The 24868-nt window shown below is 60.0% G+C and carries 23 protein-coding genes; 9 read left to right on the forward strand and 14 right to left on the reverse strand.

Annotated elements, in window-relative coordinates; translation table 11 throughout:
- Positions 1–19 precede the first annotated feature (19 nt).
- The gene (locus C3F38_RS20425) at positions 20–310 is read right to left on the reverse strand and encodes a hypothetical protein (protein ID WP_055317282.1); all 291 of its coding nucleotides are present in this window, start codon (positions 308–310) and stop codon (positions 20–22) included.
- A gap of 397 nt (positions 311–707) precedes the next feature.
- Between C3F38_RS20425 and C3F38_RS20430 the strand changes: the two genes are divergently transcribed.
- Positions 708–1859: a porin gene (locus C3F38_RS20430; RefSeq protein WP_038876548.1), complete on the forward strand. Its 1152-nt coding sequence runs from the start codon at positions 708–710 to the stop codon at positions 1857–1859.
- A gap of 56 nt (positions 1860–1915) precedes the next feature.
- Here C3F38_RS20430 and mltB read toward each other — a convergent pair whose 3' ends face one another.
- The gene (mltB, locus tag C3F38_RS20435; protein WP_038876549.1) at positions 1916–3004 is read right to left on the reverse strand and encodes a lytic murein transglycosylase B; all 1089 of its coding nucleotides are present in this window, start codon (positions 3002–3004) and stop codon (positions 1916–1918) included.
- Between the two features lie 279 nt (positions 3005–3283).
- Between mltB and C3F38_RS20440 the strand changes: the two genes are divergently transcribed.
- The gene (locus tag C3F38_RS20440) at positions 3284–3739 is read left to right on the forward strand and encodes a DUF805 domain-containing protein (RefSeq protein WP_038876550.1); all 456 of its coding nucleotides are present in this window, start codon (positions 3284–3286) and stop codon (positions 3737–3739) included.
- On the opposite strand, the gene pgaD is transcribed toward C3F38_RS20440, so the two are convergent.
- Genes pgaD through pgaA form a run of 4 tightly spaced genes read right to left on the reverse strand, consistent with a single transcriptional unit; the run spans position 3736 to position 9977 of the window.
- On the reverse strand, positions 3736–4176 hold the full coding sequence (gene pgaD, locus C3F38_RS20445) for a poly-beta-1,6-N-acetyl-D-glucosamine biosynthesis protein PgaD (protein ID WP_038876551.1): 441 nt from the start codon (positions 4174–4176) through the stop codon (positions 3736–3738). The genes C3F38_RS20440 and pgaD overlap by 4 nt on opposite strands.
- Complete coding sequence (gene pgaC / locus C3F38_RS20450) at positions 4173–5507, reverse strand: poly-beta-1,6-N-acetyl-D-glucosamine synthase (RefSeq protein ID WP_038876552.1); 1335 nt, start codon at positions 5505–5507, stop codon at positions 4173–4175. Before pgaC ends, pgaD begins: the two co-directional genes overlap by 4 nt.
- A complete protein-coding gene (gene pgaB / locus C3F38_RS20455) occupies positions 5504–7510 on the reverse strand; it encodes a poly-beta-1,6-N-acetyl-D-glucosamine N-deacetylase PgaB (RefSeq protein WP_047730156.1) in 2007 nt (668 codons plus the stop codon). Before pgaB ends, pgaC begins: the two co-directional genes overlap by 4 nt.
- 10 nt (positions 7511–7520) lie before the next feature.
- Entirely contained in the window at positions 7521–9977 is a 2457-nt protein-coding gene (pgaA, locus tag C3F38_RS20460) for a poly-beta-1,6 N-acetyl-D-glucosamine export porin PgaA (RefSeq protein ID WP_071934048.1), read from the reverse strand.
- 581 nt (positions 9978–10558) lie between these two features.
- Here pgaA and C3F38_RS20465 point away from each other — a divergent pair.
- The gene (locus tag C3F38_RS20465; protein ID WP_047730155.1) at positions 10559–10996 is read left to right on the forward strand and encodes an antitoxin HicB; all 438 of its coding nucleotides are present in this window, start codon (positions 10559–10561) and stop codon (positions 10994–10996) included.
- A gap of 566 nt (positions 10997–11562) precedes the next feature.
- Here C3F38_RS20465 and C3F38_RS20475 read toward each other — a convergent pair.
- Entirely contained in the window at positions 11563–12090 is a 528-nt protein-coding gene (locus C3F38_RS20475) for a DUF2778 domain-containing protein (protein WP_071934047.1), read from the reverse strand.
- 399 nt (positions 12091–12489) lie between these two features.
- On the opposite strand from C3F38_RS20475, the gene ypdK reads away from it, so the two are divergent.
- A complete protein-coding gene (gene ypdK, locus C3F38_RS20480) occupies positions 12490–12564 on the forward strand; it encodes a membrane protein YpdK (RefSeq protein WP_099782600.1) in 75 nt (24 codons plus the stop codon).
- Between the two features lie 66 nt (positions 12565–12630).
- Here ypdK and C3F38_RS20485 read toward each other — a convergent pair whose 3' ends face one another.
- The 3 genes from C3F38_RS20485 to C3F38_RS20495 form a co-directional block, all read right to left on the reverse strand.
- Positions 12631–13155 carry a cytochrome b gene (locus C3F38_RS20485; protein ID WP_055317365.1) on the reverse strand — a complete coding sequence of 175 codons (525 nt, stop codon included), beginning with the start codon at positions 13153–13155 and terminating at the stop codon, positions 12631–12633.
- Between the two features lie 111 nt (positions 13156–13266).
- Positions 13267–14496, reverse strand: coding sequence for an alanine transaminase (alaC, locus tag C3F38_RS20490; RefSeq protein ID WP_047730153.1), 1230 nt, complete (start codon positions 14494–14496; stop codon positions 13267–13269).
- A 119-nt stretch (positions 14497–14615) separates the two neighbouring features.
- Positions 14616–15155: a GNAT family N-acetyltransferase gene (locus C3F38_RS20495; RefSeq protein WP_038876560.1), complete on the reverse strand. Its 540-nt coding sequence runs from the start codon at positions 15153–15155 to the stop codon at positions 14616–14618.
- Positions 15156–15322: 167 nt separating this feature from the next.
- Here C3F38_RS20495 and C3F38_RS20500 point away from each other — a divergent pair, with 167 nt between their 5' ends.
- The 3 genes from C3F38_RS20500 to C3F38_RS20510 all read left to right on the forward strand — a co-directional run bounded on the left by C3F38_RS20500 (position 15323) and on the right by C3F38_RS20510 (position 19090).
- Complete coding sequence (locus C3F38_RS20500; RefSeq protein WP_055317364.1) at positions 15323–16567, forward strand: DUF1479 domain-containing protein; 1245 nt, start codon at positions 15323–15325, stop codon at positions 16565–16567.
- A 100-nt stretch (positions 16568–16667) separates the two neighbouring features.
- Positions 16668–18359: a sensor histidine kinase gene (locus C3F38_RS20505; protein WP_048234500.1), complete on the forward strand. Its 1692-nt coding sequence runs from the start codon at positions 16668–16670 to the stop codon at positions 18357–18359.
- The gene (locus C3F38_RS20510) at positions 18356–19090 is read left to right on the forward strand and encodes a LytTR family DNA-binding domain-containing protein (protein ID WP_038876567.1); all 735 of its coding nucleotides are present in this window, start codon (positions 18356–18358) and stop codon (positions 19088–19090) included. The genes C3F38_RS20505 and C3F38_RS20510 overlap by 4 nt, the downstream gene beginning before the upstream one ends.
- Positions 19091–19094: 4 nt before the next feature.
- On the opposite strand, the gene C3F38_RS20515 is transcribed toward C3F38_RS20510, so the two are convergent.
- Positions 19095–19421: a DUF2502 domain-containing protein gene (locus C3F38_RS20515; protein ID WP_048234501.1), complete on the reverse strand. Its 327-nt coding sequence runs from the start codon at positions 19419–19421 to the stop codon at positions 19095–19097.
- 397 nt (positions 19422–19818) lie between these two features.
- Between C3F38_RS20515 and C3F38_RS20520 the strand changes: the two genes are divergently transcribed.
- On the forward strand, positions 19819–21048 hold the full coding sequence (locus tag C3F38_RS20520; protein WP_033635420.1) for an OFA family MFS transporter: 1230 nt from the start codon (positions 19819–19821) through the stop codon (positions 21046–21048).
- A 68-nt stretch (positions 21049–21116) separates the two neighbouring features.
- Here C3F38_RS20520 and glk read toward each other — a convergent pair whose 3' ends face one another.
- Positions 21117–22079, reverse strand: a complete 963-nt coding sequence (glk, locus tag C3F38_RS20525) for a glucokinase (protein ID WP_038876571.1) — start codon at positions 22077–22079, stop codon at positions 21117–21119.
- A 310-nt stretch (positions 22080–22389) separates the two neighbouring features.
- Between glk and C3F38_RS20530 the strand changes: the two genes are divergently transcribed.
- Positions 22390–23637 (forward strand): ion channel protein, encoded by a 1248-nt coding sequence (locus tag C3F38_RS20530; protein WP_055317363.1) that lies wholly within the window; start codon positions 22390–22392, stop codon positions 23635–23637.
- On the opposite strand, the gene C3F38_RS20535 is transcribed toward C3F38_RS20530, so the two are convergent.
- Positions 23634–24326, reverse strand: coding sequence for an aspartate/glutamate racemase family protein (locus C3F38_RS20535; protein WP_055317362.1), 693 nt, complete (start codon positions 24324–24326; stop codon positions 23634–23636). The two genes, C3F38_RS20530 and C3F38_RS20535, sit on opposite strands and share 4 nt — an antisense overlap.
- A gap of 66 nt (positions 24327–24392) precedes the next feature.
- Positions 24393–24845: a multidrug/biocide efflux PACE transporter gene (locus C3F38_RS20540; RefSeq protein WP_038876577.1), complete on the reverse strand. Its 453-nt coding sequence runs from the start codon at positions 24843–24845 to the stop codon at positions 24393–24395.
- Between the last annotated feature and the right edge of the window lie 23 nt (positions 24846–24868).

Here is a 24868-nt window from a genome sequence, read left to right on the forward strand (position 1 = left end):
ATAACGGGCAACCGTCGTATTATTCTTTATAAACCACGATTTCCTGATAAAGCTTAATAACCTCACCATCGCTATCGACAGAGTCGGTATATTCCGTTTGCTGCGCCAAATGAATCACCTTCCATCCTTTGCGCGCTAATTCAGGGATCGTCAGGCGCCCCACGCCGCGGCAGGTGAACAGGGTGTCATCCGACAACCCAAGCTTACTAACCTCTGCGTAATCATAAGCTTGAGAATGACAAACGTGCGACTCCGCCGCCATCGCCGGCAGTGAAAACAGCCCCACTAACAACATTAACAGGTTTCTCATGGCGACCTCCCAATCGCTTATTCATGCCGGCCGATTACGCAGACAAAGGCTGACGTTAATACGCCGGTGAAAGGCTCAAATTAATTATCTCTTGCACGGATGAAATTACAGGCTGGCGCCGGTGACTGACAAATGAAAAATATAAACCTTGGCGTTAAATGAATTCATCCGAATCGAGAAACATGAACAGCGGCCCTTTGCACCGCACGGAATGGTCAAAAACCGGCCAATAATTAGCAAGAAAAGTAATTATTTATGCCCCTGTTTATGTTACAAATGCCGCCCGCCGCTAAAACACCAAAAAAAACCGTCAAAATGCGCATAAACGCAGCGTTATGCGCAAAACATCGGCATGGCGGCGCTGATGGGGCGGTCATACATAAAACAGGGATAACACATGGCAATGAAATTGCGCGTATTGACTCAAGCGGTGGCGCTGGGTCTGGCGATCGGCAGCGCGTCCTTCGCCGCTCAGGCGGAAATCACCCTGCTGAAGCAGGATCCGCAGGCCGGCGATCCGCTCAGCCGCCTGAACTTCACCGTTGGCGGCAGCATCCGTCCGCAGTTCAACAACATGACGGGCGACGGCGACAAGGGTTCCTACAAGCGTAACGGCTTCGACGGCGGCACCCGCTTCCGTTTCGCGGCGGACTACTACCTGTTCGACGATATCAGCTGGATCAGCTACTACGAGCTGGGCGTGAATATTCCGGCGCTGTTCGACTGGGATCATCACTATGCCGACGGCGCGAGAAACACCAGCCGCCGCATGCTGTACACCGGCCTGAAAAGCAACACCTGGGGCCAGATGACCTTCGGCCAGCAGAACAGCGTTTATTATGACGTGGTGGGCGCCAAGACCGATATCTGGGACTACGACATGTTGGCCCAGGCGCCGGGCAACGGCATCAACGGCGACTACGACGGCTCTTACCGTTCACGCAAAATGCTGAAGTACAAGAACCGCTTCGGCGATGCGGACGTTTATGCGTCGTACCTGTTCAGCGACAGCGACTACCTGCCGGGCAACGGCCTACGCTATAAGCGCAAAGGCGGCGGCTCACTGGGCGTGGATTACCACATCACGCAGGATCTGACCTGGGGCACCGCCTGGAACTACACCCGCGCCGAAATGCGCAACCCGTCCACCAGCGGCAGCAAGAGCTACGATCAGAACATCGTCGGCACCGCCCTCAGCTGGAAACCGGACAACTGGACCCTCACCTTCGGCGGCGGTTACTACCACGACTTCCTGACCACCAAGAAAGCCGACGTCAACAATTACTTCGCCGGCGATGCGTGGGGTATCGAATACCTGGCCGGTTATACCGTGCCGGTTGGCCAGTACGCGGTGAAATCGGTGATGCCGTACTTTATGGGCGATCGCCTGGAATACGTCACCGGTCGCAACTACCAGCGCATCGACAACGGCCTCGGGGTTACCGTACAGTTTGACTACGGCTTCCGCGTTGACGTTGAGCACGTGCTGACATCGAGCACCGACAACCTCGGCGATATGACCGTGGTGCGTCTGCGCTACGATTTCTGATGCTCAGAACGTAAAAAAGGCCGCGCAAGCGGCCTTTTTCGTTTATGGACGCAGCGTCAGAAACCGCCGCGCGCCGAGCGTCCTACCGCTTCGCCCAGCTGCCATACCGCCATGGCGTAATGGGTACTGTGGTTATAGCGGGTGATGGTGTAGAAGTTCGGCAGGCCGTACCAATACTGGTAGCCGGTGCCGACGTCCAGCCGCAGCAGGCTGGCTTCCTGGTTATCCCCGAGCGAACCCTGCGGGCTCAGGCCGGCTTCCGCCAGCGCGGTGACCGAGTAGCGGGTCTTGAAGCCATTTTCCAACCCCGGCGCCTGGCCGTTGGCCTGAATCGCGACCGGCTCGCCTTTGGACCAACCGTGCGCCTTGAAGTAATTGGCCACGCTGCCAATGGCATCGACCGGATCCCACAGGTTGATATGGCCATCGCCGTTGAAGTCGACCGCATAGCTCTTGAAGGAAGAAGGCATGAACTGCCCATAGCCCATCGCGCCGGCGAAGGAGCCGCGCAGTTCGAGCGGATCGTCGCCTTCGGTGCGCGACATCAGCAGGAAGGTTTCCAGCTCACCGGCAAAGTAATCGGCGCGGCGCGGGTAGTCGAAGGCCAGCGTCGCCAGCGCATCGATAATGCGGGTTTTACCCATTACGCGGCCCCAGCGGGTCTCCACGCCGATAATCCCCACGATGATCTCCGGCGGCACGCCGTACACCTGCCAGGCACGCTGCAGCGCATCCTGATATTGATTCCAGAACACCACGCCGTTTTGCACGTTATCCGGCGTGATGAACTTGTTGCGGTAGCGCAGCCAGGAGCCATTCGGCCCGGTTGGCCCCTGCGTCGACGGCGTCGGCGCCTGCCTGTCCATCAGCCGCAGTACCGAATCCAGGCGCCGTGCCTGCGCCAGCACGTCGTGCAGCTGCTGCCGATCAAAGCCGTGTTCCTGCACCATCTTATCGATAAAGCGCGCGGTATTCGGGTTATTGGCGAAATCACCACCCAGCGGCGCGCCGCTGTGCGCCGGGCTCAGCAAAAAGCCGCCCTTTACCGGGGTGCCCTGCGGCGTAGCGGTGGGACTGGGTTTCGGCGTGCTGCTACAGGCAGCAAGCAAGGTAATCAGCGGTAAAAGCGCAACCAGGTGACGCATCGGATATCCATATAACCATGCAAGAGATAAGTGGGAGTTATGTTAATGCATTGTTCGGCGCGAACAAACTGGATTATGTCGCCAATTACCGCGTCAGGTAGCCAAACGTGCCAAATTGTGACGTTTTGCACGGTGAAAGGACGCCCGGTGCGGCCGCGCGGAATCTCAACCGCGACTAAATGAGAAAAATTATCACCTTGACGCCCCCTTTTACCCCGATAAAATGCCCGGCTGCTTGCCATCCGGCTATCGCCGCAATGATCACGACAATGGACTGTAATGGAATCTCTCGGACAACTCGCCAAAGATCTTTACCGTGGGCGCATCTCGCGCAAACCCTTTGTTTTCTCGCTGGCGATCTTCGCCGTTGGCATCGTGTTGCTGTCGTTTCTGTCGACCTACCTGGATAAAAACCATTTTCGCGCCCATGCGCACGGTGATACCGAGGAATTCGTCTCGGTATTGCTGTACCTGCTGTGCATTATGGTTTGGGCGCTGTTCTGTTTCGGCCTGGTGACGTGGTTTATGGCCAAAACCGCGTTTCGGCTCAACGATATCGGCCTGCCGGGTTGGGCGCTGGCCGTGGCGTGCTATGTTTGCTCGGTGCTCAACAACTACTCCCCCGGCCCGGTGGCGCGCTGGCTGCCGCTGTTCAGCCTGGCCGTCATGATCTGCGCCCTGCTGTTGCCGCCGGGCGGGCTGCGCCGCAAGCCGGACGGCAACGCTGACGACTAACGCAGCTGCACCACCTTGTTCGCTGCCGGTTCGGCCGCCGTCAACCTGCCGCTGACCTGGCTGATGCCGCCGCCGCTGTTATGGGACACCACGGCGATCGGCAAACGCCGCAGCTGCCGGGTCAGCTCCGGCGTGATATAGCCGATGTGGGTGTTCTGTTGCTGTTTCCGCCAGCGGCCGGCCGCCCTGCGGCGGGAGAAATACTGGTTGTATTTGGCCCAGGCGATCAACGTGACGGCATTGAACAACGCCACAATGATATACAGCGAGATCACCTCCAGCAGCGACAGGGCAGAACCCACCCCGTGCTGATCCATCACCGATATCAGGCCGCGGCTGAACAGATAAAGGAAGCCGCACCAGGCGAAAAGCGTCAGCAGGCTGTCTACCACGCGCGGCAGCAGGCCGCGTTCGGAATAAATCAGGACGTCCGTCATTCTTTGATCCTCCCAATGCCCCGATCGGGGCTGATCCAGCGCGCACGCCCGCGCCGAGCTTTCAACATCACTTTGGAAAACGCCACCAGCGTGGTCAGCAGGCTGAGCAGCCAATACACCAACGGATACCAGATGATCCAGAACAGCGAGCGGCCGAAGCCCTTCTCATAGCGCTTCTCCAGCAGCAGGCTGACGGTGAACTGCAGCAGGCACACCACACCCAGCACCAGGCCGGTAAACGCCGGCGTCAGCAACGAGTGAATGCGGATGCCCTCCGGCAGCGGCACCGCCAGCCCGACCAGGAAAATCAGCACGCTGACCAGGTAAGTGAACGCCCACAACGTAGAGAGGCAATACTCGGCGAACAGCAGCCACATATGCCGGTGCTCCCAGGCCCACAGGTTGCGCAGATTCTTTAAAAACACCTCGGCGCCGCCCTGCGCCCAGCGCAGGCGCTGCTTCCACAGCCCGCGCAGGGTCTCCGGCATCAGGATCCAGCACAGCGCCCGCGGTTCGAAGAAGATAGCCCAGTGCTTGAGCTGCAGCTTCCAGCTGATGTCGATGTCTTCGGTGATCATGTCCTGGCTCCAGTAGCCGACATCGGTAAGCGCTTGCTTACGAAACGCGGCCACCACGCCGGAGATGGTGAACAGGCGGCCATAGACGCGCTGCGTGCGCTTGATAAGGCCGATGATCGACGAAAACTCACCGACCTGGATGCGGCCGATCAGCGTGGAGCGCGTGCGGATGCGCGGGTTGCCGGTCACCGCGCCGACGTGCGGATTGGCCAACAGCGGCGCCACCAAATAGGCCGCCGCATCGCGATCCAGCAGCGCATCGCCGTCGATGCACACCAGAAACTCGCTGCGCGCCGCCGCCGCACCCGCCTGCAGCGCGATCGCTTTGCCCTGATTTTGCGCCAGATGGATCACCCGCAGGCGGGGGAACTCCAGCGTCAACTGATCCAGCACCTCGGCGGTGTCATCGCTGGAGCCGTCGTTGATGGCGATCACTTCGATATTTTCATAGCGCTGCGCCATCGCCGCCGAAATGGTTTCACGCGCGTTCAACCCTTCGTTGAAACAGGGGATCAGCACGCTGATCGACGGATTGCCCGGCAGCACCGGCGCGGGCATGTCCGGGCTCCAGCGCCAATGGCGCTCGCGGTGCAGCCAGAAATAGATACCACCGGCGATCCAGATACCGGACATGAACAGCGGCCAGAAAAACACGAAGTTGAGCAGCACTTCGCCGGTAAACAGCAGGACGATGCCGAAAGGCACGCTCAACACCAGGCACAGGATAAATAAGGCAATTAAACGATCGGTCATGGCAGTGGGAACCAGGCTGAGGACAACACCGGGCGAACGGCATCCAGCTTAGGCCGATCGTCGAGGAAGTTGTCGGGGTAATAACCAAAGCTCTGAGCGCCATTGCGCTGCAGGCGACGCATCCATTCGGCCAGCAGTTGACCGTCATCCAGGCTGATCCGGCGCTCCTTGCGCCAGTCGACGGCCTGCAACTCAAACACCGTTTTATCGAGCGCGCCGGGGTAAGCGGCCACTTTGCCCACCAGTTGATCCAGCCAGCGGCCGCTGTCGGCGCGCGACACGTTTTCCATCAGCGGCATCGCCATCGGCGCCACCCAGTCGTAGGCCTGCAGGAAATCCGCCAGGTTCTGGCCGAACCAGGCTTCGCTGGCGGGATCGAGCACCGGCATCGCATAGATGTTGCGCGCGGTTTGCACCTGCGGGCCGCGGATCGCCCGCACCCGCTCGGTCAGCGACTGGGTAAACGCGATCAGCGCCCGGCTCTTGAAGCGCGTCCAGCGCGCCATCTGCTGCGGATCCTGGCGTATCGCCGCCACCGAATCGGCGAAGCCGGCCTGGCGGTAGGCCGCAACGGCGTCGGGGCCGGCATCTTCGAAGTCCGACAGCAGGGCATCGTCGTGGAACAGGATCCCTTTAAAGGTGGCGTGCGCCGCCAGATCCTCGTAGATCTCACCGATGCGCTGGCGCGCCACCGGGTTGAACGGCGACAGGCGGCGGTACTGCTTGTCGTCTACCGACAGCTGCCCGCTTTGCGGATCGAGGCGCTGCACGCGCGGCACGTCAGATCCCAGCTCGAACGCCAGCACCGGCATCCAGGCATACACGGCCACGCCGGTGCGCGAAGAGAGCTGCCAGGAGACCCGGTTGAACAGGTCAGCCTTCATCGGCAGCCAGCGGTTGGGGAAATAGAGCTCGCGCACGTTGCCGTCGCCTTTTGGATCGGCGAACGCCTGCAGGAAAACGGTATTGATGCGCAGGTCGTAGATGCGCTGGATCAGCTTGTCGAGATTTTTGGCCTGCTGCTGCGGATCGGGATCGTAGAGGTAGTCGAGATCGACGTGCGCCACCCGCATGATCTGCCGGTTCTGTATCTGCGTCAGCTGCTGGGCGAAGCTCGTCAGCGACGGGTTGCCGGCCACCAGCATGCGCGGCACGTTTGCAGGCGCGTTGACGTCTCCCAGCCCGTTCTCCAGCGTCAGCGCCATGCGGTAACCGTGCTTGCGCGCGATGTCCAGCGCCACGCCGCCGGCCGCGCCGTACGGCCAGACCCACACGCGCGGCGCCTTACCGGTGGCGGCGGTGATGCGCTGAGTGATCAACGCCACGTCCTTCTCGATGCGTTGGCGATATTCCGCCTCGCTTTCGTAGCGGCCCCGTTTGGCGTCATACAGCCGATTGGCGACCGCCGGTTCGGTATTGCCCTGCGGGTTGGCGATGCCGCCGTAATGCGACGCGTAGGTGTGCGCGCCGATCTCCACCAGCCCGGAGTCCGACACTTCCCGCACCTGCTGCCAGGTGAGGAAGCGATCGCGCGGCGTCATCAGGCCGCCGAAATCGACCGGCTTGCCGGCCGGCGCATCCAGCCAGACGCCAACCGGCGCCAGCACCGCCGGCCAGTTGTAGGCCTTCAGCAGCGGAAAGACCCGGCTGTAGAAGCTGCGGTAGCCGTCGTCGAAGGTCAGCAGCACCGCCTTGTTCGGCAACGCCGGGCCGCCGTTTTGCGCCTGCAGGATCTGCTCGACCGACACCGGCTGGTAGCCGTTTTGCTTCAGCCAGGCGAACTGTTCGTTGAGCGCGCTGGTGCGCACCGACATGTAGCGCTGGTCCGCCGCGCCGTCTTCCACGTCATGATACGCCAGCACCGCGTAACGGTTGGCCGGCCAAGGACGTTCCATCGGCCCCACGGGGCGCTCCGCCGGCGGCGTGAAGCGCGGCACGTCCGCCTGGCTGCAGGCGGTGGTCAGCAACACGGCCAACACGAAAAACGAGGATCGAATAAGCATGATTATTCCTTTAAAAACGATAATTCAGATCAAACGTCACGCCGATGTTCCGCTCGCGTTTGCCGTCGTACGGATGCTTCTCAAACTGCAGCATCGCGCCGGCGTCCAACACCCCGCTCCAGCTGATGCGCTGGCCGTAACCCAGCTGGGTGATCGGCTTGCGCGCATAGTCCCGCTGCCAATAGCTGCCGGCACCGGCCTGGAACTGCTGACTCCACTCGGTCTGATAATGGCGATACAGGGTGTGATCGAGCGTTAACGACGGCAGCAGCGTGAAGTCGCGCTTCGGGTTGTAATACGGCACGTTCTCCTGGCTGTTGCGGCTGCCGGACAGCGTCAGGTTCATGTCCAGCCGATAGCGGGCGCCGGCGAGCAGCCGTTGCCGCCCTTCCAGGCCGTATTCCAGCCGGTTGTTGCCGTCCGAGAAGTGCGAAGGCGCCACGCTGGCGCGCAGCTCGCGGCTTTCGTTCTGCAGCCAACGCAGCCACAGGTTGCCGCCGTTGGCGCTGATGCCGTTGGTCAACGCACGCAGCGGCGTCTCGGCCGACAGGCGCGCCACCGAACCGCCGAGGCGCCATTGATCATTCAGGTCATACCAGGATGAGAGGCGCAGGCCGAGCTCATTGCCATGGCCGTAGTTGCGATTGGCCACCTCGGCCTCCAGCCACAGATCGCGCGAGCGCCACTCGGCGCCGGCGCTGAGATCGCGGTTGATGCCTTTGCCCTCGTCGAACTGGCCGGTGTTGAATCCCCAGCCGGTGAACAGCCGCCAGTTGTCGTCGATCGGCGGCGAATAGAGCGCAGCGTGAATGCCAAAATCGTGGCTGCCGCTGACCGGCCCGTCGGAATCGATGCCCTGATTGCCGCTGATGCGCAATTCAGACATGTGGTGAATGCGGCGCGAACGCTCGAGCTGCTGAGCGGCGACGCTTTCCGGCGCGCGCTGGATGACATCGTCGGCCAGCAAATCCAGCTGGCGCCACTCCTGCAACTCCTGCGCGACATAGCCCTGCTGGATCTCCAACGGCAGGCTGCGCGGCTCCAACCCTTCCACCTGCTTCAGCTCATCCTCGGCGCGACGCGGCCAGCCGCGCGCCAAATAAACGCTGGCCAAGGAGATGCGCAGACCCTGATTGCCCGGCGCCGTTCGCGCCAGATGGGTCAGCTGCCGTTCGGCCTCGGCCAGATCGCGTTGATAAACCCGCGACTGCGCCAGCAGCGATTGGCCGACCAGCCAGTCATCGTTGTAGGCCAGCGTCGGCAGCTGGTAAAGGCGGGTCGCGTAGGGATAGCGCTGGCTGACGCGCTGTGCCAGCAACGCCGCCTGATCGATGCGTTCGTTCTCCGCCTGCGCGTAAAACAGATCGGTTTCGTCTTCGGCGGTCACCGCCTGCGGTGCGGCGGCGTTCAGGCGGCCGAAAATGGCCTGCGCCTTGTCCGGCTGCTGCAGATAGAGGTAGGCGGACGCCGCCCAGCGCTGGGCATAATCCGGCACCGTACGCCCTTCCGCCTGCAGGGTTTGATACTCGCTCACCACGTCGGCCATTCGATAACGCGCCAGCAGCGCACCCAGGCGATCGATACGCGCCTGTTGGCAGCTGTCCTGCGCCTCCGGCAGCGGCCGCCACTGCGTCAGCAGTTGGTCATAGCGCGCCAGCGCGCGGTCGGCGATGACGAAACGTTCCTGTTCGCCGCGAGCATCGATAAACGACAGCCGCACCAGTTCGGCGGCTTCATCCGCCTGCAGGCGCCGCTGCTGAGCGGGCGGCAATGCCAGCCCCTGGCTTTCACGCAGCGCCGGATCCGCGACCCGATTCGCCGCCAGCTGCGTCACGTAATAAGCCTGAATTCCGGTGTCGGACGGCGCCAGCGCACGAGCATGAGTGGCGTTTTCCAGCGCCGCCCAGCTGCGGCCGGCGGCCTGGTCCACATAGGCGCGCGTCAGATACCACGTCGCCGGCTCCAGCAGCTTCTCCGCTTTTGCCGCTTCCGTTTGCGCCTGCACATCCTGCCCGGCATCCGCCAGCGTCATCACATAGCCGCGCTGCAGACCGCCGTCGGCGGGAGCGAGCTGCAACGCCGCACGCCACAGGCGCAGCGATGGTTGCCACTGCTTCAGGTTGCGATAGGCGCGGGCCACCGTCGCCAGACTGGCGCTATCCCGCTGCAGCGCAGCGCCGTCGGCACGCCAAAGCGCGACCACCTCTTCATCGTGGCCGGCCCAGCCGGCCACCTGGATATAATCGGCTCGCTGCTGCAGGCTCAACCCCTCCTGAGCGCGCCGCTGTGATAAATACGCCAGCACCGGCGCGGTATCACCCGACCTGGCCTGACGGATCAGCGCGTCATAGCGTTCATCCGCCAGCGCGGCGGCCGGCAGGGATAAACCGATAAACAGCAATGACGCCGCATATTTGGTGGCGTGGCGTTCGGTAAAGCGTAATGAACGCGAGTTAACTTTAGGCACGAGGTATTCCTTTAATCCGTGAGCTGCTGTCCTGGCAAAGTGGAAATGCGAGCAGGCACCCGAAAAATCGGCTAAGGCCGTCGGGTAATAAGCATGGAGTAATGAATATTTCTGTCTGGCGCACGCTTAAATAGAATCGAATGCGCCTTTGCCTAAAAAGAGTATTTTATAAATCTGCCGATGAATACCGCAGCCAGGTGATATCTGAATGAAAATGGAATTTCACAATTGTTAAAAAGTGAAATAATAAAAATTAAAACCATAAAAATCATAAACATGAGATTTTGTCATGATCAATATTCTTATCTTCACCCTTTCGTGTGAAATTGTATAAAAACCGACGTGATATTTGATTTCAATTCTCATTATCAATCATTAATGGGGATATTAATCCAAGCACCTAATTAAATAATCTTTCTTCCCGCAAAAAATAATGAGAATATTGCTAACAATACAATTAAATTTGCCTGCTAATAATTATTGCTTTCAATTTAAATTCCCCCACGGCTACGTTCATGCTGGCTATCTCCCGGGCATGCCGTCACAATAGCGCCTCATTCAGGCTTCAATCAGGGATTGCCATGTACAGCCACTACCCCGCCCATTACACCTTCGATAGCGACAGCGACGCCTGGCAGATCGGTTTCCACGACTTCCCCGAGTGGCAATCGGCCTGCTATAAACGCGAAGACGTCGAGCTGGAAGCGCAGGAAAGCCTGCTGGCCGCCATTACCGCCGCGATGGACGAAGGGCTGCCCCTGCCTGCTCCTTCCCCGCTGCAAACCGATGACTTGAGGATACACCTGCCGGCGCTGGTGGCGCTGAAGATCGAACTGCACAACGCCATGCTGCGCAAAAACACCGGCAAAGCGGAGCTGGCACGCAAGCTGGGATTCAACGGCGGGCAAATGGAGCGGTTGCTGGATCTCGGCTACGCCTCGAAGGTTGAGGCGTTGGAGCAGGCGCTGTATCTGCTGGGCTACGAAGTGCGCGTGACAATAAGCGAAGTTTGCCAATAAGTTAGCGGCAGGTAAGCGAAATATTATCCGATGGGGCTAAATTTTCCCCATTGTGCGCCGATATGATCGTTACCTAATCACTTGTCGCAACAACGAAGGCTAAAAATGGAGTGGAGTCGCCGTCATATTTGGGCCGTTATTCTGCTGTCTTGTCTCGTTTTTTGGGCCATTTTGGTGACCGGCATCAACGCCGTCGCTTGAGCGCCTGCTACCGCATTGCAATACCTAACGCTTAACGTCGCCCATGACTGAGTGATATCAGCCATGGGCGATGAAACAAAACCCCGTGCAGGCCTAAAGACCTAATATAAAAATATGATTTAATATCAATCAATTATCAATTAACCCTAAGCCTTCTTTCAATAACACGAATGATTACCGGGCTGACTATAAACGTAATAACCAAGCAGCCGATAAGTAGCGCTATACCTACAAACCCCTCAATATCGCGTTCACCGAACAAGTTTGCTGCTTTTATCCAAAATGCACGCTCCCCCTGAGTCGAGGGGTCTGAAGGCCTCGCAAGCAAAAATGTCAGTATATAAATGCCAGCCCCTATCAGAAGTTTAATCCCTATTGGGACACGTCTGCTTTCCATTAAGAATGACCTCAATCGTTCCATAAGACATCAGGCCGTTAACTAACCTGACTGGCCGGGTAGAGACTAATGCCTGACGAATAGCTAAAAAGTCAGTCCGATGCTGCAATGTAATACAGCCCAAAGAAATACCTAAAGGGCCTGATGGATGCAAACGGTAATTTCCCCGTTTTACCCCATTGATCCATGTATAGTCGTCAATTTTGCCATCTTCACGATAGAGGGCAAACCACTCATATTTGATAACCGGTGTCGATGTCGGCCACGAATAGAAATCATGAAGATCGGTTCTCAACATTCCTTTCCAGCCGCCCGTTAGCCTGTTGACGATGTGATAACGGCCCTGAGGGATTGGGCCATTGTCAGGAACAGCCACGCAACCGGCTTGGTTACGATATATTCCATTGCCCGAGTAAGCCAGAAAAGTGCCAACACCGTATATGAGTAAAGGGGAGAACTGAGCATCATTAACGATAAACTCTCCATGTAGCGGCATAGGTAAAACTCCTTTTTACCGTTCATTAGTATAAAATTCGCACAAACACAAAAATCATCTACCGAAAAAGAATACCTGCGGCTATCGTGGGTCAGAAATTTGGCCTATCCCGACTTAAAAAGCGTTATAAAACAGTCTTCACTGTGCAAAAAACAGCCGAAAATTGTGATCAAAAACACAGTATTGAAATCAGACCAGTATTGAGAGTACATTAGCGCCGATCCTGTCGCGGTTCGGATTTTACCTCACGGAGCATGAGGCGCGACAACCGGACAACCCGTACGTGGGGCCGTTGTTCTTTCGCTTGGAAGAACCCGCCCGACAGGCAGGTTGCCCATAAAACACTCAGCACAACAATCGGGATCATTGCTGGCGAGGACTCCAGACAGGAGTTGTTCAGTGAAATATTTTTTGATGGGCGTGTCATTCATGCTGGTTGCCTGGGTTGGCACCTTCATGTTGATGGTTGCCTGACAGCAGCCTGACCAAGAACACAGCCAAAGGGACGCGCAAGCGTCCCTTTGTCGTTTCGGCTTGCGATCATTTGCCCGGCATCATGCGACGCAGGGTGTCGTCCTTGCGCAGATAATGGTGATACAGCGCCGCCAGCGCATGCGCGCCAATGATAAAGTAGCCGATGTTTGCCAGCGTCTCATGAACCGTTTTGACCAGCTTGCGCATCACCGGATCCGGCGTCACCCACTGCGGCATCGGCCAGCCCAGCAAAGACCACGATTTCCCGCCGTAGGCCAGGGTTAACATGCCCAACAGCGGCAACATCAGGAAGACCACGTACAGCAGCCAATGGAAAATCTTGGCGCCTACCTCCTGCCATTCCTCCAGCGGTGGCGTGGTCGGCGGCGCCGCGTGGAAAGAACGCACCGCCAACCGAATCAGCATCAGGGCAAAGACCGATACCCCAAAGTTGAAATGCAGATTTTTGACCATCGGCGCCCACGCCTCCGGCACCGAATCTTTCAACAACATCGCCGCATAGGTGAGGATCACCATCAACAGCGTCAGCCAATGTAAAACGATTTGCGATCGCGCGTAGCGGTTGCTCATACACTCTATCCAAAAAATAAAATTCAGCGTAGTTGAGCATAATGGGGAAATGATGAAGAAAACCTTGGGACGGAAAAAAATAAGGCCGGGCGAACGCCCGGCCTGACAGGATTATTTGCCGCTGCCGGCCTTGCCCGGCTTCAGCAACCCGTCCGCACGGAACATCGCCTTGATGCCGCGCACCGCCTGGCGGATACGGTCCTGATTCTCGATCAGCGCGAAGCGCACGTGGGTATCGCCGTAGTCGCCGAAGCCGATGCCCGGCGAGACGCAGACCTTGGCCTCCGCCAGCAGGCGTTTGGCGAACTCCAACGAACCGAGGTGGGCATAAGGCTCGGGAATTTTCGCCCACACGTACATCGACGCCTTCGGATTTTCCACCATCCAGCCGGCCTCGTGCAGCCCCTTCACCAACACGTTGCGGCGCTGCCGATACTGCTCGGCGATATCGCGCACGCACTGCTGATCGCCTTCCAGCGCGGCGATGGCCGCCACCTGCAGCGGCGTAAAGGTGCCGTAATCGTGATAACTCTTGATGCGCGCCAGCGCGCTGACCAGTTCAGGATTACCGACCATGAAACCGATGCGCCAGCCGGCCATGTTGTAGCTTTTCGACAGGGTGAAGAACTCCACCGCAATGTCTTTCGCCCCCGGCACCTGCATGATCGACGGCGCTTTCCAGCCGTCATAGACGATATCGGCATAGGCCAGATCGTGGATCACCAGCACGTTGTACTGCTTGGCCAGCGCCACCACCCGCTCGAAGAAATCCAGCTCCACGCACTGCGCAGTCGGGTTGGACGGGAAGCCGAGGATCATCATTTTCGGACGCGGAATGGTTTCCCGAATGGCGCGCTCCAGCTCACCGAAGAAATCCACGCCGTCCACCAGCGGCACCGAACGCACCTGGGCGCCGGCGATCACCGCGCCGTAAATGTGGATCGGGTAGCTGGGGTTCGGCACCAGCACGGTATCGCCGTGATCGAGGGTCGCCAGCATCAGATGCGCCAGCCCCTCTTTCGAACCGATGGTGACGATGGCTTCGCTTTCCGGATCGATATCCACCTGATAACGATCGGCATACCAGCGCGAAATGGCGCGGCGTAGGCGCGGAATGCCGCGCGAGGTGGAATAACCGTGGGTGTCGTCGCGCTGGGCGACGGCGCACAGTTTTTCCACGATGTGCGGTGGCGTCGGGCCGTCGGGGTTCCCCATGCTGAAATCGATAATATCCTCGCCGCGACGGCGTGCGGCCATCTTCAGTTCGGCGGTGATGTTGAATACGTAAGGGGGAAGGCGTTCAATGCGCGTGAAACGGCGCTGTGGACTGTTATCAGCCATAGGGGATTCCTCGATAGACGTTAGCGCCCGGACCGTCCGAGCGACGCAGGCCAGCGAACTGACCGAATATCGAACATAGCGCAGCGCCGACGAGCTTGTCGATACCCGGCGCGATATTTTTATTTGCCGCCCTGAAACTCCGCCGCCAGCAGCCCGAACAGCCAGTCGTCGCACCACTGCCCCGCCAGACGGAAGTTATCGCGCAGCGTGCCTTCCAGCTGAAAGCCGCACGATTCCAGCAGGCCGCGCGAAGCGAGGTTGCCCGCGGTCACGGTGGCGGTCAGCTTGTGAAAGCCGCAGGCGTTCACCGCAAAATCCAGCACCGCCCGCAGCGACTCCTTGCCATAGCCCTTGCCCTGCCCGGCAGGCAAACTCCCGTATCCCACTTCCGCCTGCCGATACGGCACCCACTGCGGGCGAAAACCGGTAATGCCCACCGCCTCTCCGCTGTGCTTCTCACGCATCACCAGGCACAGCCACTGCTCGCCGTGTTTGTCCCAGGCCGGCAGCCGCTCCTCGAACCGGGTGCGGATCTCCGCTTCGCTGCGCGGATCGGAGATGTAACGGATCACCTCGGGATCTTGGTACAGGCGCAAAAACAGCGGCCAATCCTCGACGGTTATCGACTGCAAACTCAGACGTTCAGTGACCAGCTTCATAAAATCTCCGAAAAACGAAAAGAGGAACTTACGAATGAAATATATCTCTTTATTTTCCCCGATTGGTTGCCGATAATCATTCACGTTAAAACTACAAAACCATAACGTCTTGCCCGATTCCCTACAACCGCTCGCCGCAGTCACTCACGCGGCACGAGGAGAACACCATGGCCTCTTTAGTCATCGACGATATTCCGCAGACGATCGTTAACGTCAAACGCCAGCTGCGCCAGGCATTGCCGAACTACCGCGACGTATTTCTGGCGCTGGAAGAGAACATCCGCAGCCAGGTCGAACAGATCCGCCGCGAGCTGGCCGCCGGCCACAATCCGGTGCCGCAGATCGACGCGGAAGATATCCTGCAGCAGCGCGTCAGCGAGCAGCAGATAGCGCTGATCAAACAGCGCGGCGCCTGCGCCATTCGCGGCGTGTTTCCCCGCGCCAAGGCCGAGGGCTGGAACCGGGAAATCGGCGACTACCTTGAGCGCAACAACTTCGTCGAGCGGTTGAAAAACGCCGCTGAAGACAACTATTTCGGCAAGCTGGCCGCCAGCAAACCGCAGATTTACGGCATCTATTGGTCGAAACCGCAGGTCGAGGCGCGGCAGGATGCGCGCATGCATGCGGTGCAGGTGTTCCTCAACAGCCTGTGGGCCACCGAGAGCAACGGCAAACAGCATTTCGATCCGACCCGCGTCGCCACTTACGCCGATCGCACCCGCCGCCGCCCGCCGAACTCCTCGTCGCTGGGCCTGTCGCCGCACGTCGACAGCGGCACCATCGAGCGCTGGCTGGACGAAAACTTCCGCTATGTGTATCGCTACGTTTTCTCCGGCGACTGGCAGCAGTACGATCCCTTCGCCGCCGACGGCCGCACCGAGGTGCGCGAGATAGCCTCCCCGGCGGTCTGCTCGATGTTCCGTACCTTCCAGGGCTGGACGGCGCTGACGCCGCAGCGCACCAACGCCGGCACGCTGAACCTGGTGCCGATCGCCAACGCCATGGCCTATGTGTTGCTGCGCGCGCTGCAGGACGACGTCGCCGACGACGATCTGTGCGATGCGGCGCCGGGCCGCGCGCTGTCGATCTCGGAAAAGTGGCATCCCCTTTTATTAAGTGGGATTTCCCCTATTCCCGATCTGGAGCCGGGCGACACGGTCTTTTGGCACTGCGATGTGATCCACGCGGTGGAGAACGAGCATAACGGCGAATTCGACAGCAACGTGATGTACATCGCCGCCGCGCCGGGCTGCGAGAAAAACGATGCCTATCTGCAGCGCCAGCTGCCGAGCTTTATCGACGGCAGAACGCCGCCGGACTTCGCCCCCGACGACTTCGAGGTGGATTTCGACGGCCGCGCCACCGCCGACCTGCTGACGCCGCTGGGCAAAACGCAGCTCGGCATGGGCTGATCCCCCCGCCCGTGGCGCGCGCCACGGGCCCCTTTCGCTGTGGTATACTGCCGCCATCCGTAGGCCGCAGCGAGAACCCGTCGTGCACCCTTTTTTTGAAATGCTGTTGGCGGTGTTTGATCGCGCCGCGCTGATGTTGATCTGTCTGTTTTTCCTGACCCGCACCCGGCTGTTCCGCCAACTGCTGCAAAAAGAAGACCATACGCCGCTCGAGCTCGGCATCGTCACGGCGATCTTCTCGCTGTTCGCGCTGTTCAGCACCTATTCCGGCATCAACGTCGAAGGATCGCTGGTTAACGTGCGCGTCATCGCCATTATGGCCGGCGGCATCCTGTTCGGCCCCTGGGTGGGGATCGTCACCGGCATTGTCGCCGGGGTGCACCGCTATCTGATCGACATCGGCGGCATCACCTCGGTGCCTTGTCTTATCACCAGCATCATCGCCGGCATCAGCGCCGGCTACATCAACCTCAAGGTGAAAAAAGAGCAGCGCTGGCGCGCCGGCATCGTCGGCGGCATGCTGTGCGAATCCCTCACCATGCTGTTGATCGTGCTGTGGGCCAAGCCGACCGAGCTTGGGTTGGACATCGTGTCGCAGATTGCCCTGCCGATGATCCTCGGCACGGTGTGCATCGGCCTGATCGTGCTGCTGGTGCAAAGCGTCGAGGATGAAAAAGAGGTGATCGCCGCGCGCCAGGCCAAGCTGGCGCTGGATATCGCCCACAAGACGCTGCCCTATTTCCGCAACATCAACAGCGAATCGCTGGCCACCATCTGCGATATCATCCGCCAGGACATCCGCGCCGACGCGGTGGCGATCACCGATACCCATCAGGTGCTGGCCTACGTGGGCGTAGGGCGCGAAGCCTATCCGATCGGCCGCGAAGGGCTGAGCCGCGTCACCCGCGAAAGCATTCGCCACGGCAAAATCATCATCAAGAACAACCTGGAAAACCCGGCGGCGCCGCAGATCCATTCGCAGCTGGTGGTGCCGCTGTGGGAAAAAGGCGAAGTGACCGGCGCGCTGAAAATTTACTACTGCCACGCCCACCAAATCACCAACACGCTGAAGGTGATGGCGGTCGGGCTGTCGCAGATCATCTCCACGCAGATGGAAGTGTCCCGCATCGAGCACCTGCGCCAGATGGCAGATAAAGCCGAAATGCGCGCGCTGCAGAGCAAGATTAACCCGCACTTCCTGTTCAACGCGCTGAACGCCATCTCTTCCTCTATCCGCCTGAATCCGGACACCGCGCGCCAACTGATCATTAACCTGTCGCGCTACCTGCGCTACAACCTGGAGCTGAACGACGAACTGATCGATATCCGCAAGGAGCTGCATCAGATTCAGGACTATATCGCCATCGAACAGGCGCGCTTCGGCGCCAAGCTGACGGTGATTTACGACATCGACGACGACGTCTCGGTGCGCATTCCGAGCCTGCTGATCCAGCCGCTGGTGGAGAACGCCATCGTGCACGGCATCCAGCCCTGCAAGGGGAAAGGGGTGGTGGTGATCGCGGTGAAAGATCAGGGCGATCGGGTGAAGATTTCGGTGAAGGATACCGGCCACGGCATCAATCAGGAAACCATCGATCGGGTAGCGCGCAACGAGATGCCGGGCCACAATATCGGCCTGCTCAACGTGCACCACCGCGTGTCGCTGCTGTACGGTGAAGGGCTGCATATCCACCGCCTGGAGCCAGGCACCGAAATCGCGTTCTACATCAGCAAAAACGGCGGCAAGCTGCATCAGGAAGCGAGCACGCCGCCGGTCGGGGAGGCCTCATGAAAGCCATTATCGTGGAAGACGAATTCCTCGCGCAGGAAGAACTCAGCTACCTGATCAAGAAACACAGCAATATCGATATCGTCGCCAGCTTCGAGGACGGCCTCGACGTCCTGAAATACCTGCAAACCCATCAGGTTGACGCCATTTTCCTCGACATCAACATCCCGTCGCTGGACGGCGTGCTGCTGGCGCAAAACATCAGCAAGTTCGCGCATCGCCCTTCGATCGTGTTCATCACCGCCTATAAAGAGCACGCGGTGGAAGCGTTCGAGATCGAGGCGTTCGACTACATCCTCAAGCCCTATCACGAGGCACGCATCGTCACCATGCTGCAAAAGCTGGAGGCGCTGCATCAGCGCCCCGCCGGCGCGGCGGAACCGACCAGCGCACCGAGCCGCGGCAGCCACAGCATCAACCTGATCAAAGACGAGCGGATCATCGTTACCGACATCAACGACATCTACTACGCCGCCGCCGATGAAAAGGTGACGCGGGTCTACACCCGCCGGGAAGAGTTCGTGATGCCGATGAACATCACCGAGTTTTATGGCCGGCTGCCGGAAGAACATTTTTTCCGCTGCCACCGCTCTTACTGCGTTAACCTGTCGAAGATCCGCGAGATCGTGCCCTGGTTCAACAATACCTACATTCTGCGGCTGAGCGATCTTGAGTTTGAAGTGCCGGTCAGCCGCAGCAAGGTGAAAGAGTTTCGCCAGCTGATGCGCCTGTAAGCGCTTACCAGCGCGGGCCGGGACGGTAGTAATAGCCGGGCGGTGGCGGCATGCGGTAATGCGGCCGGTCGCGCCAGTCGCGCGGCGGCGGCCCGTAGTAAATCACCCGTGGCGGCGGGCCATAATAGTACCCGCGCGGGCGTTCATACCGGTGGTGATCGGCCCACCAGCGCGGATCGCGCCAGCGATAGCCGTCCCAGTAGTGGCCGCGATTGTCGCGATCGCCGATATGCAACGACAGGCCCGGCACGTTCACGCCGATGGACACGTCGGCCTGGCTCGCCAGCGGCAGCGCCAGCAGCGCGGCCAGTAACAACAGCGTTTTTTTCATTTCATGGACTCCTGCAGAGCGGACCTCGTCCGATCGCAGATAACATAGTCCCGCGCTCATCGCCGCTCTATAGGCGCAATGCCGATTTACGCCTTTCAGACGCATCCTTCACAATTTCACCACAATCATTCACCGGCAGTTAACAATAAATCGTTGATATCTTTGATGTAGATCACGTGCCACCCACGGCATTTCACGCGCTTTTCGGTGCAAAAACGGCAGCTCACGCCGCATAACATGCATTTCATTCCTTCCGCCGTGCAACTCATTCCCGATCCGCCGCCCGCCGGGGGGGGCGGCCATATAATAAGCCCATACCGCGGGAACAAAGCTTCACCCCGCAAATTTCAGCCAGCGGCTCACGCCCGGCAACGCACACACAGGAAGGAGACCGGCCATGAACACCAAACCGGCAAATCGCAGCTTAATCGTTCTCGGCACCATCATCTGTCAGATGGGCCTGGGCACCATCTACACCTGGAGCCTGTTCAACCAGCCGCTGGTCGACAAGTTCCACTGGGGACTGGCGGACGTCGCCACCACCTTCTCCATCACCAGCTTCTTCCTGGCCTTCGCCACGCTGTTCGCCGGCAAGCTGCAAGAGCGCTTCGGCATCCGCAACCTGACGCTGTGTTCCGGCATCCTGGTCGGCCTGGGCCTGATCGCCAGCGCCCACGTCAGCTCGCTCGACATGATCTACCTGCTGGCCGGCGTGGTGGTGGGCTTTGCGGTCGGTATCGCCTATATCTCCACCCTGTCCAACCTGATTAAGTGGTTCCCGGCCAACAAAGGCCTGATTTCCGGCATCTCCGTCGGCGCCTTCGGCAGCGGCAGCCTGCTGTTCAAATACGTCAACGCCGCCCTGATCGCCGACGTCGGCGTTTCCGGTGCCTTCTTCTACTGGGGCGCCATCGTGATGGGCCTGATCGTCGTCGGTTCCCTGCTGCTGAAAGAGCCGGTGCTGGCGACCAACGCCGCGCAGCAAGGCGCCAACGGTCTGGGCAACGACTTCAGCGTGCGCCAGATGCTGGCCACCAAAGAAGCCTACCTGCTGTTCACCATCTTCTTCGCTGCCTGCATGAGCGGTCTGTACCTTATCGGCATCGTGAAAGACATGGGCGTTCAACTGGCCGGGATGGATTTGGCCACCGCCGCCAACACCGTGTCCGCCGTCGCCATCTTCAACACCGCCGGCCGCATCATCCTGGGTACGCTGTCCGATAAAGTAGGCCGTATGCGCGTCATCAGCTTCACCATGCTGGTTACCGTGCTGGCGATTGTCGCGCTGAGCTTCATGACCCTGAACCACACGCTGTTCTTCATCTGCGTCGGCGCGGTAGCCTTCTGCTTCGGCGGCAACATCACCGTGTTCCCGGCGATTGTCGGCGACTTCTTCGGCCTGAAGAACCACAGCAAAAACTACGGCATCATCTACCAGGGCTTCGGCCTGGGCGCGCTGGCCGGTTCGTTCGTCGCCAAATACTTCGGCGGTTTCCACGCCACCTTCATGGTGATTGGCGTTCTGTCCGCCGCTTCTCTGCTGATTACGCTGTTCATCAAAGCGCCGAAGGCAGTGGAAGCGGAAACGGCAGAAACCACCCAAACGGCGGAGCTGGCCAAAGCCTGATACCCCGCGAAAACGACAAGGGGCGCAACCTGTGGGTTGCGCCCCTTTTTTATGCCCCAATTCTGAGCTTACAGGTGCATGCCCAGCGTCTGGCGCAGATGCGCACCGGCACCCAGCAGGCCCGGCTGGCCGTGCGTTATCATGAACACCGGGATTTCGCGCACATAGTCGCGGAAGCGCCCCTTGTCTTCGAAAGCGGCGCGGAAGCCCGAGGCCTTGAAGAATTCCATAAAGCGCGGCACGATGCCACCGGCGATGTACACGCCGCCGAAGGTGCCCAGATTCAGCGCCAGGTTGCCACCGAAGCGCCCCATGATCACGCAAAACAGCGACAGCGCGCGGCGGCAGTCGATGCAGCTGTCTGCCAGCGCCCGCTCGGTGATGTCCTTCGGCTCCCATTTCTCCGGCAGGCGGTTGTCCGCCTTGACGATGGCGCGATACAGATTGACCAGGCCCGGCCCGGACAGCACACGCTCGGCGGAAACGTGCCCCACTTCCGCGCGCAGCACCTCCAGAATGATGTCCTCTTCTTCGCTGTTCGGCGCGAAATCGACATGGCCGCCCTCGCCCGGCAGGCTGACCCAACGGCGATCGACGTGCACCAGGTGAGCAACGCCCAGCCCGGTACCGGCGCCATACACCGCAATCGGTTTGCCCGGCTGCGCATCGCCGCCGCCAAACTGCAGCACGTCGTCCGACGAGAGCATCGGGATCGCCATCGAGACGGCGGTGAAATCGTTGATCACTTCCAGATGGCTCAGCCCCAGGCTGGCCTTCATTTCTTTGATCGAGAACGCCCAGCTGTGGTTGGTCATCGCCACCCAGTCTTCGGTCACCGGGCAGGCGATCGCGATACAGGCGTCCTGCACCTCGATATCGCACGCTTTCAGGTATTGGCGGATCACCGCCTCCAGGCTGTCGAACTCCAGGCCGGAATAGGTTTTCGCCTGGGTAATCTCACCCGTCGCAACAGTGCACAACGCCAGGCGGGCATTGGTGCCGCCAACATCACCTACGAGGGCATAGGTCATTGATTTCGTCTCCGCAAAATGAAAAATAAAAAGCTGCCCACACTGTAAAATCCTGCTGCAAAAACAACAATCACCCGCCTCGGATCTGCACCCCAATAGCGATCCGGATCACAAAAAACGTTTCAGCTGGCCTGCGGCGCCGCGTTTTGAAACAAATTGCGGCAAAAAACGCCCCCCGGCGACTGTTAACCGTCATCGACGCCGGGCAATATCAATGCGTGCCTGCGCGCCGATAGTCTGGCAAGCTGTGGCCACTGCTCAACCACCCGCTCTCCCTGCCCTGCCGGGAGGCATCGACAAGGGATTATCCATGCTGCATCCGCGCGCCAATGCCATGTTGGCCTTTGCTTTGCCTGCGCTGATTATCGGTTCCGCTTCCAGTCTGGTGCTGCTGTTGGTGATGAAAATTGCCGCCGCACTGCAGCAATTACTGTGGGTGACGCTGCCCGATGCGCTGAGCCTGGGCGCCCAGTCGCCCTGGTGGCCGGTCGCGATGCTGACGCTGACCGGCGTGGCGGTCGGCCTTATCGTGCGCTATATGCCGGGCCACGCCGGGCCGGACCCGGCGACGGAATCGCTGATCGGCATGCCCCTGCCGCTCTCCGCCCTGCCGGGACTGGGGTTGGCGCTGATCGTCGGCCTGGCCGGCGGCGTCAGCCTGGGGCCGGAGAACCCGATCACCGCCATCAATATCGCGCTGGTAGCGGCCGCCGGTGCGCGCCTGCTGCCGAAGGTGCCGCGCATGGACTGGATCATCCTGGCGGCTGCGGGCACCATCGGCGCGATGTTCGGCACGCCGGTCGCCGCCGCGCTGATCTTCTCGCAAACCCTGGCGGGCAATAACGAAACGCCGCTGTGGGATAGGCTGTTCGCCCCGCTGGTTGCCGCCGCCGCCGGCGCGGTCACCACCCAGATGTTCTTCGTGCCCAATTTCGCCCTGCAGCTCGACGCCTACAATGTAACGCGGCTGTCGGACATCTTCAGCGGCGCCATCGTGGCGCTGATCGCCATCGCGCTCGGCATGGTGGCCCTGTGGTGCTTCCCGCACGTTCACCGCCTGTTCCATTCGATGAAGAACCCGGTGTTGATGTTAGGGCTGGGGGGCTTTGTGCTGGGCCTGCTGGCGCTGGTGGGCGGAGAGATTACCCTGTTTAAAGGGCTGGATGAAATGAAGCGCCTCGCGGCAGACGGCAGCTATTCGGTGCCGGCGCTGTTGACCATTACCCTGACCAAGCTGGCGGCGCTGGTGATCGCCGCCGCCAGCGGCTTTCGCGGCGGGCGTATCTTCCCGGCGGTGTTCGTCGGCGTGGCGCTGGGGCTGATGCTGCACCAGCACGTTCCCGCAGTGCCGGCGGCGATCACCGTCTCCTGCGCCATCATGGGGCTGGTGCTGGTGGTCACGCGCGACGGCTGGCTCAGCCTGTTCATGGCGGTAGCGGTGGTGCCGGATCTGCAACTGCTGCCGGTCTTGTGCATCGTGATGCTGCCCGCCTGGCTGGCGCTGGCGGGCAAACCGCTGATGCTGGTGAATCGCCGGCAGCCGCCGCACGACGATTAGGCCAACGCGAACGCCGCGGCGGCGCGGGCGTGGATCGCGGCGGTGTCGAACACCGGCACCGACGCATCCCGCTCGCTCACCAGCAAGCCTATTTCGGTGCAGCCGAAAATAATCCCCTGCGCGCCCTGCTGCTCCAAATCGCTGATGATCCGGCGATACTCGTCGCGCGAGGCATCGCGAATTTTACCCAGGCACAGTTCGTCATAGATGATGCGGTGTACGATGTCGCGATCGGCGCTGACCGGCGTCACCACGTCGATGCCGTGCAATTCCTGCAGGCGGCCGCGATAGAAGGTCTGCTCCATGGTAAAGCGCGTGCCCAGCAGCCCGACGCGGCGAATGTTTTTTTCCCGCACCTGCAGCGCCGTGGCATCGGCGATGTGAATCAGCGGCAGGCCGCTGGCCTGCTCGACCGCCTCCGCCACCTTGTGCATGGTGTTGGTGCAGATCACGATAGCTTCGGCGCCGGCGGCGCGCAAAGCCACTGCGGCGGCGGCCAGCAGCCGGCCGGCGCCGCCCCAATCGCCCTGGTGCTGCAAGCGTTCAACCTCCTGAAAATCGACGCTGTAGAGCACGATTTTGGCCGAGTGCAGCCCGCCGAGGCGCGCCTTTACCTGCTCGTTGATGGTGCGGTAATAAGGAATGGTGGATTCCCAGCTCATACCACCCAGCAAGCCCAACACTTTCATCATTCGTTCCTCAGCATTTCCGACGATCCTCTGACCTTACCTGAGAATCGCCGGGCTGACGACGCCTTATTTGGCGCCGGAATTGATCGGCTGGCGCGCTTCGAACCAGCGCTGGCGCAGCGTGTCGTACAGCCAGTTATAGGCCATGGTGTACGGCAGGAAGAACAGGAAGAAACCGATTTCCAGCATAAACGCCTGTGCCCAGGAGATGCTCAGCATCCAGGCGGCGATCGGCACGCCGATCAGGATAAAACCGGCTTCAAAGCCGACGGCGTGCAGCGCACGCACTTTCAGGTTACGCACCACCCGGCCGACCGGCCACAGGCGGTCGAACACCGTGTTGTAAACCATGTTCCACAGCATCGCGACGGTGGAGAGCATCACCGCCAACGCACCGACCTGCACCATTGAGCGGTTCAGCAGCCACGCACCCAGCGGGGCGCAAACCATCACGGCGATGGCCTCGAAACCGACGGCGTGGACGATACGTTCAATGAGAGACTTGTTTTGCAGTTGCATACATCACCTTTTTTCAACAGTTG

The sequence above is a fragment of the Serratia sp. SSNIH1 genome, from assembly GCF_002935055.1.
Taxonomy (GTDB): Bacteria; Pseudomonadota; Gammaproteobacteria; order Enterobacterales; family Enterobacteriaceae; genus Serratia; species Serratia nevei.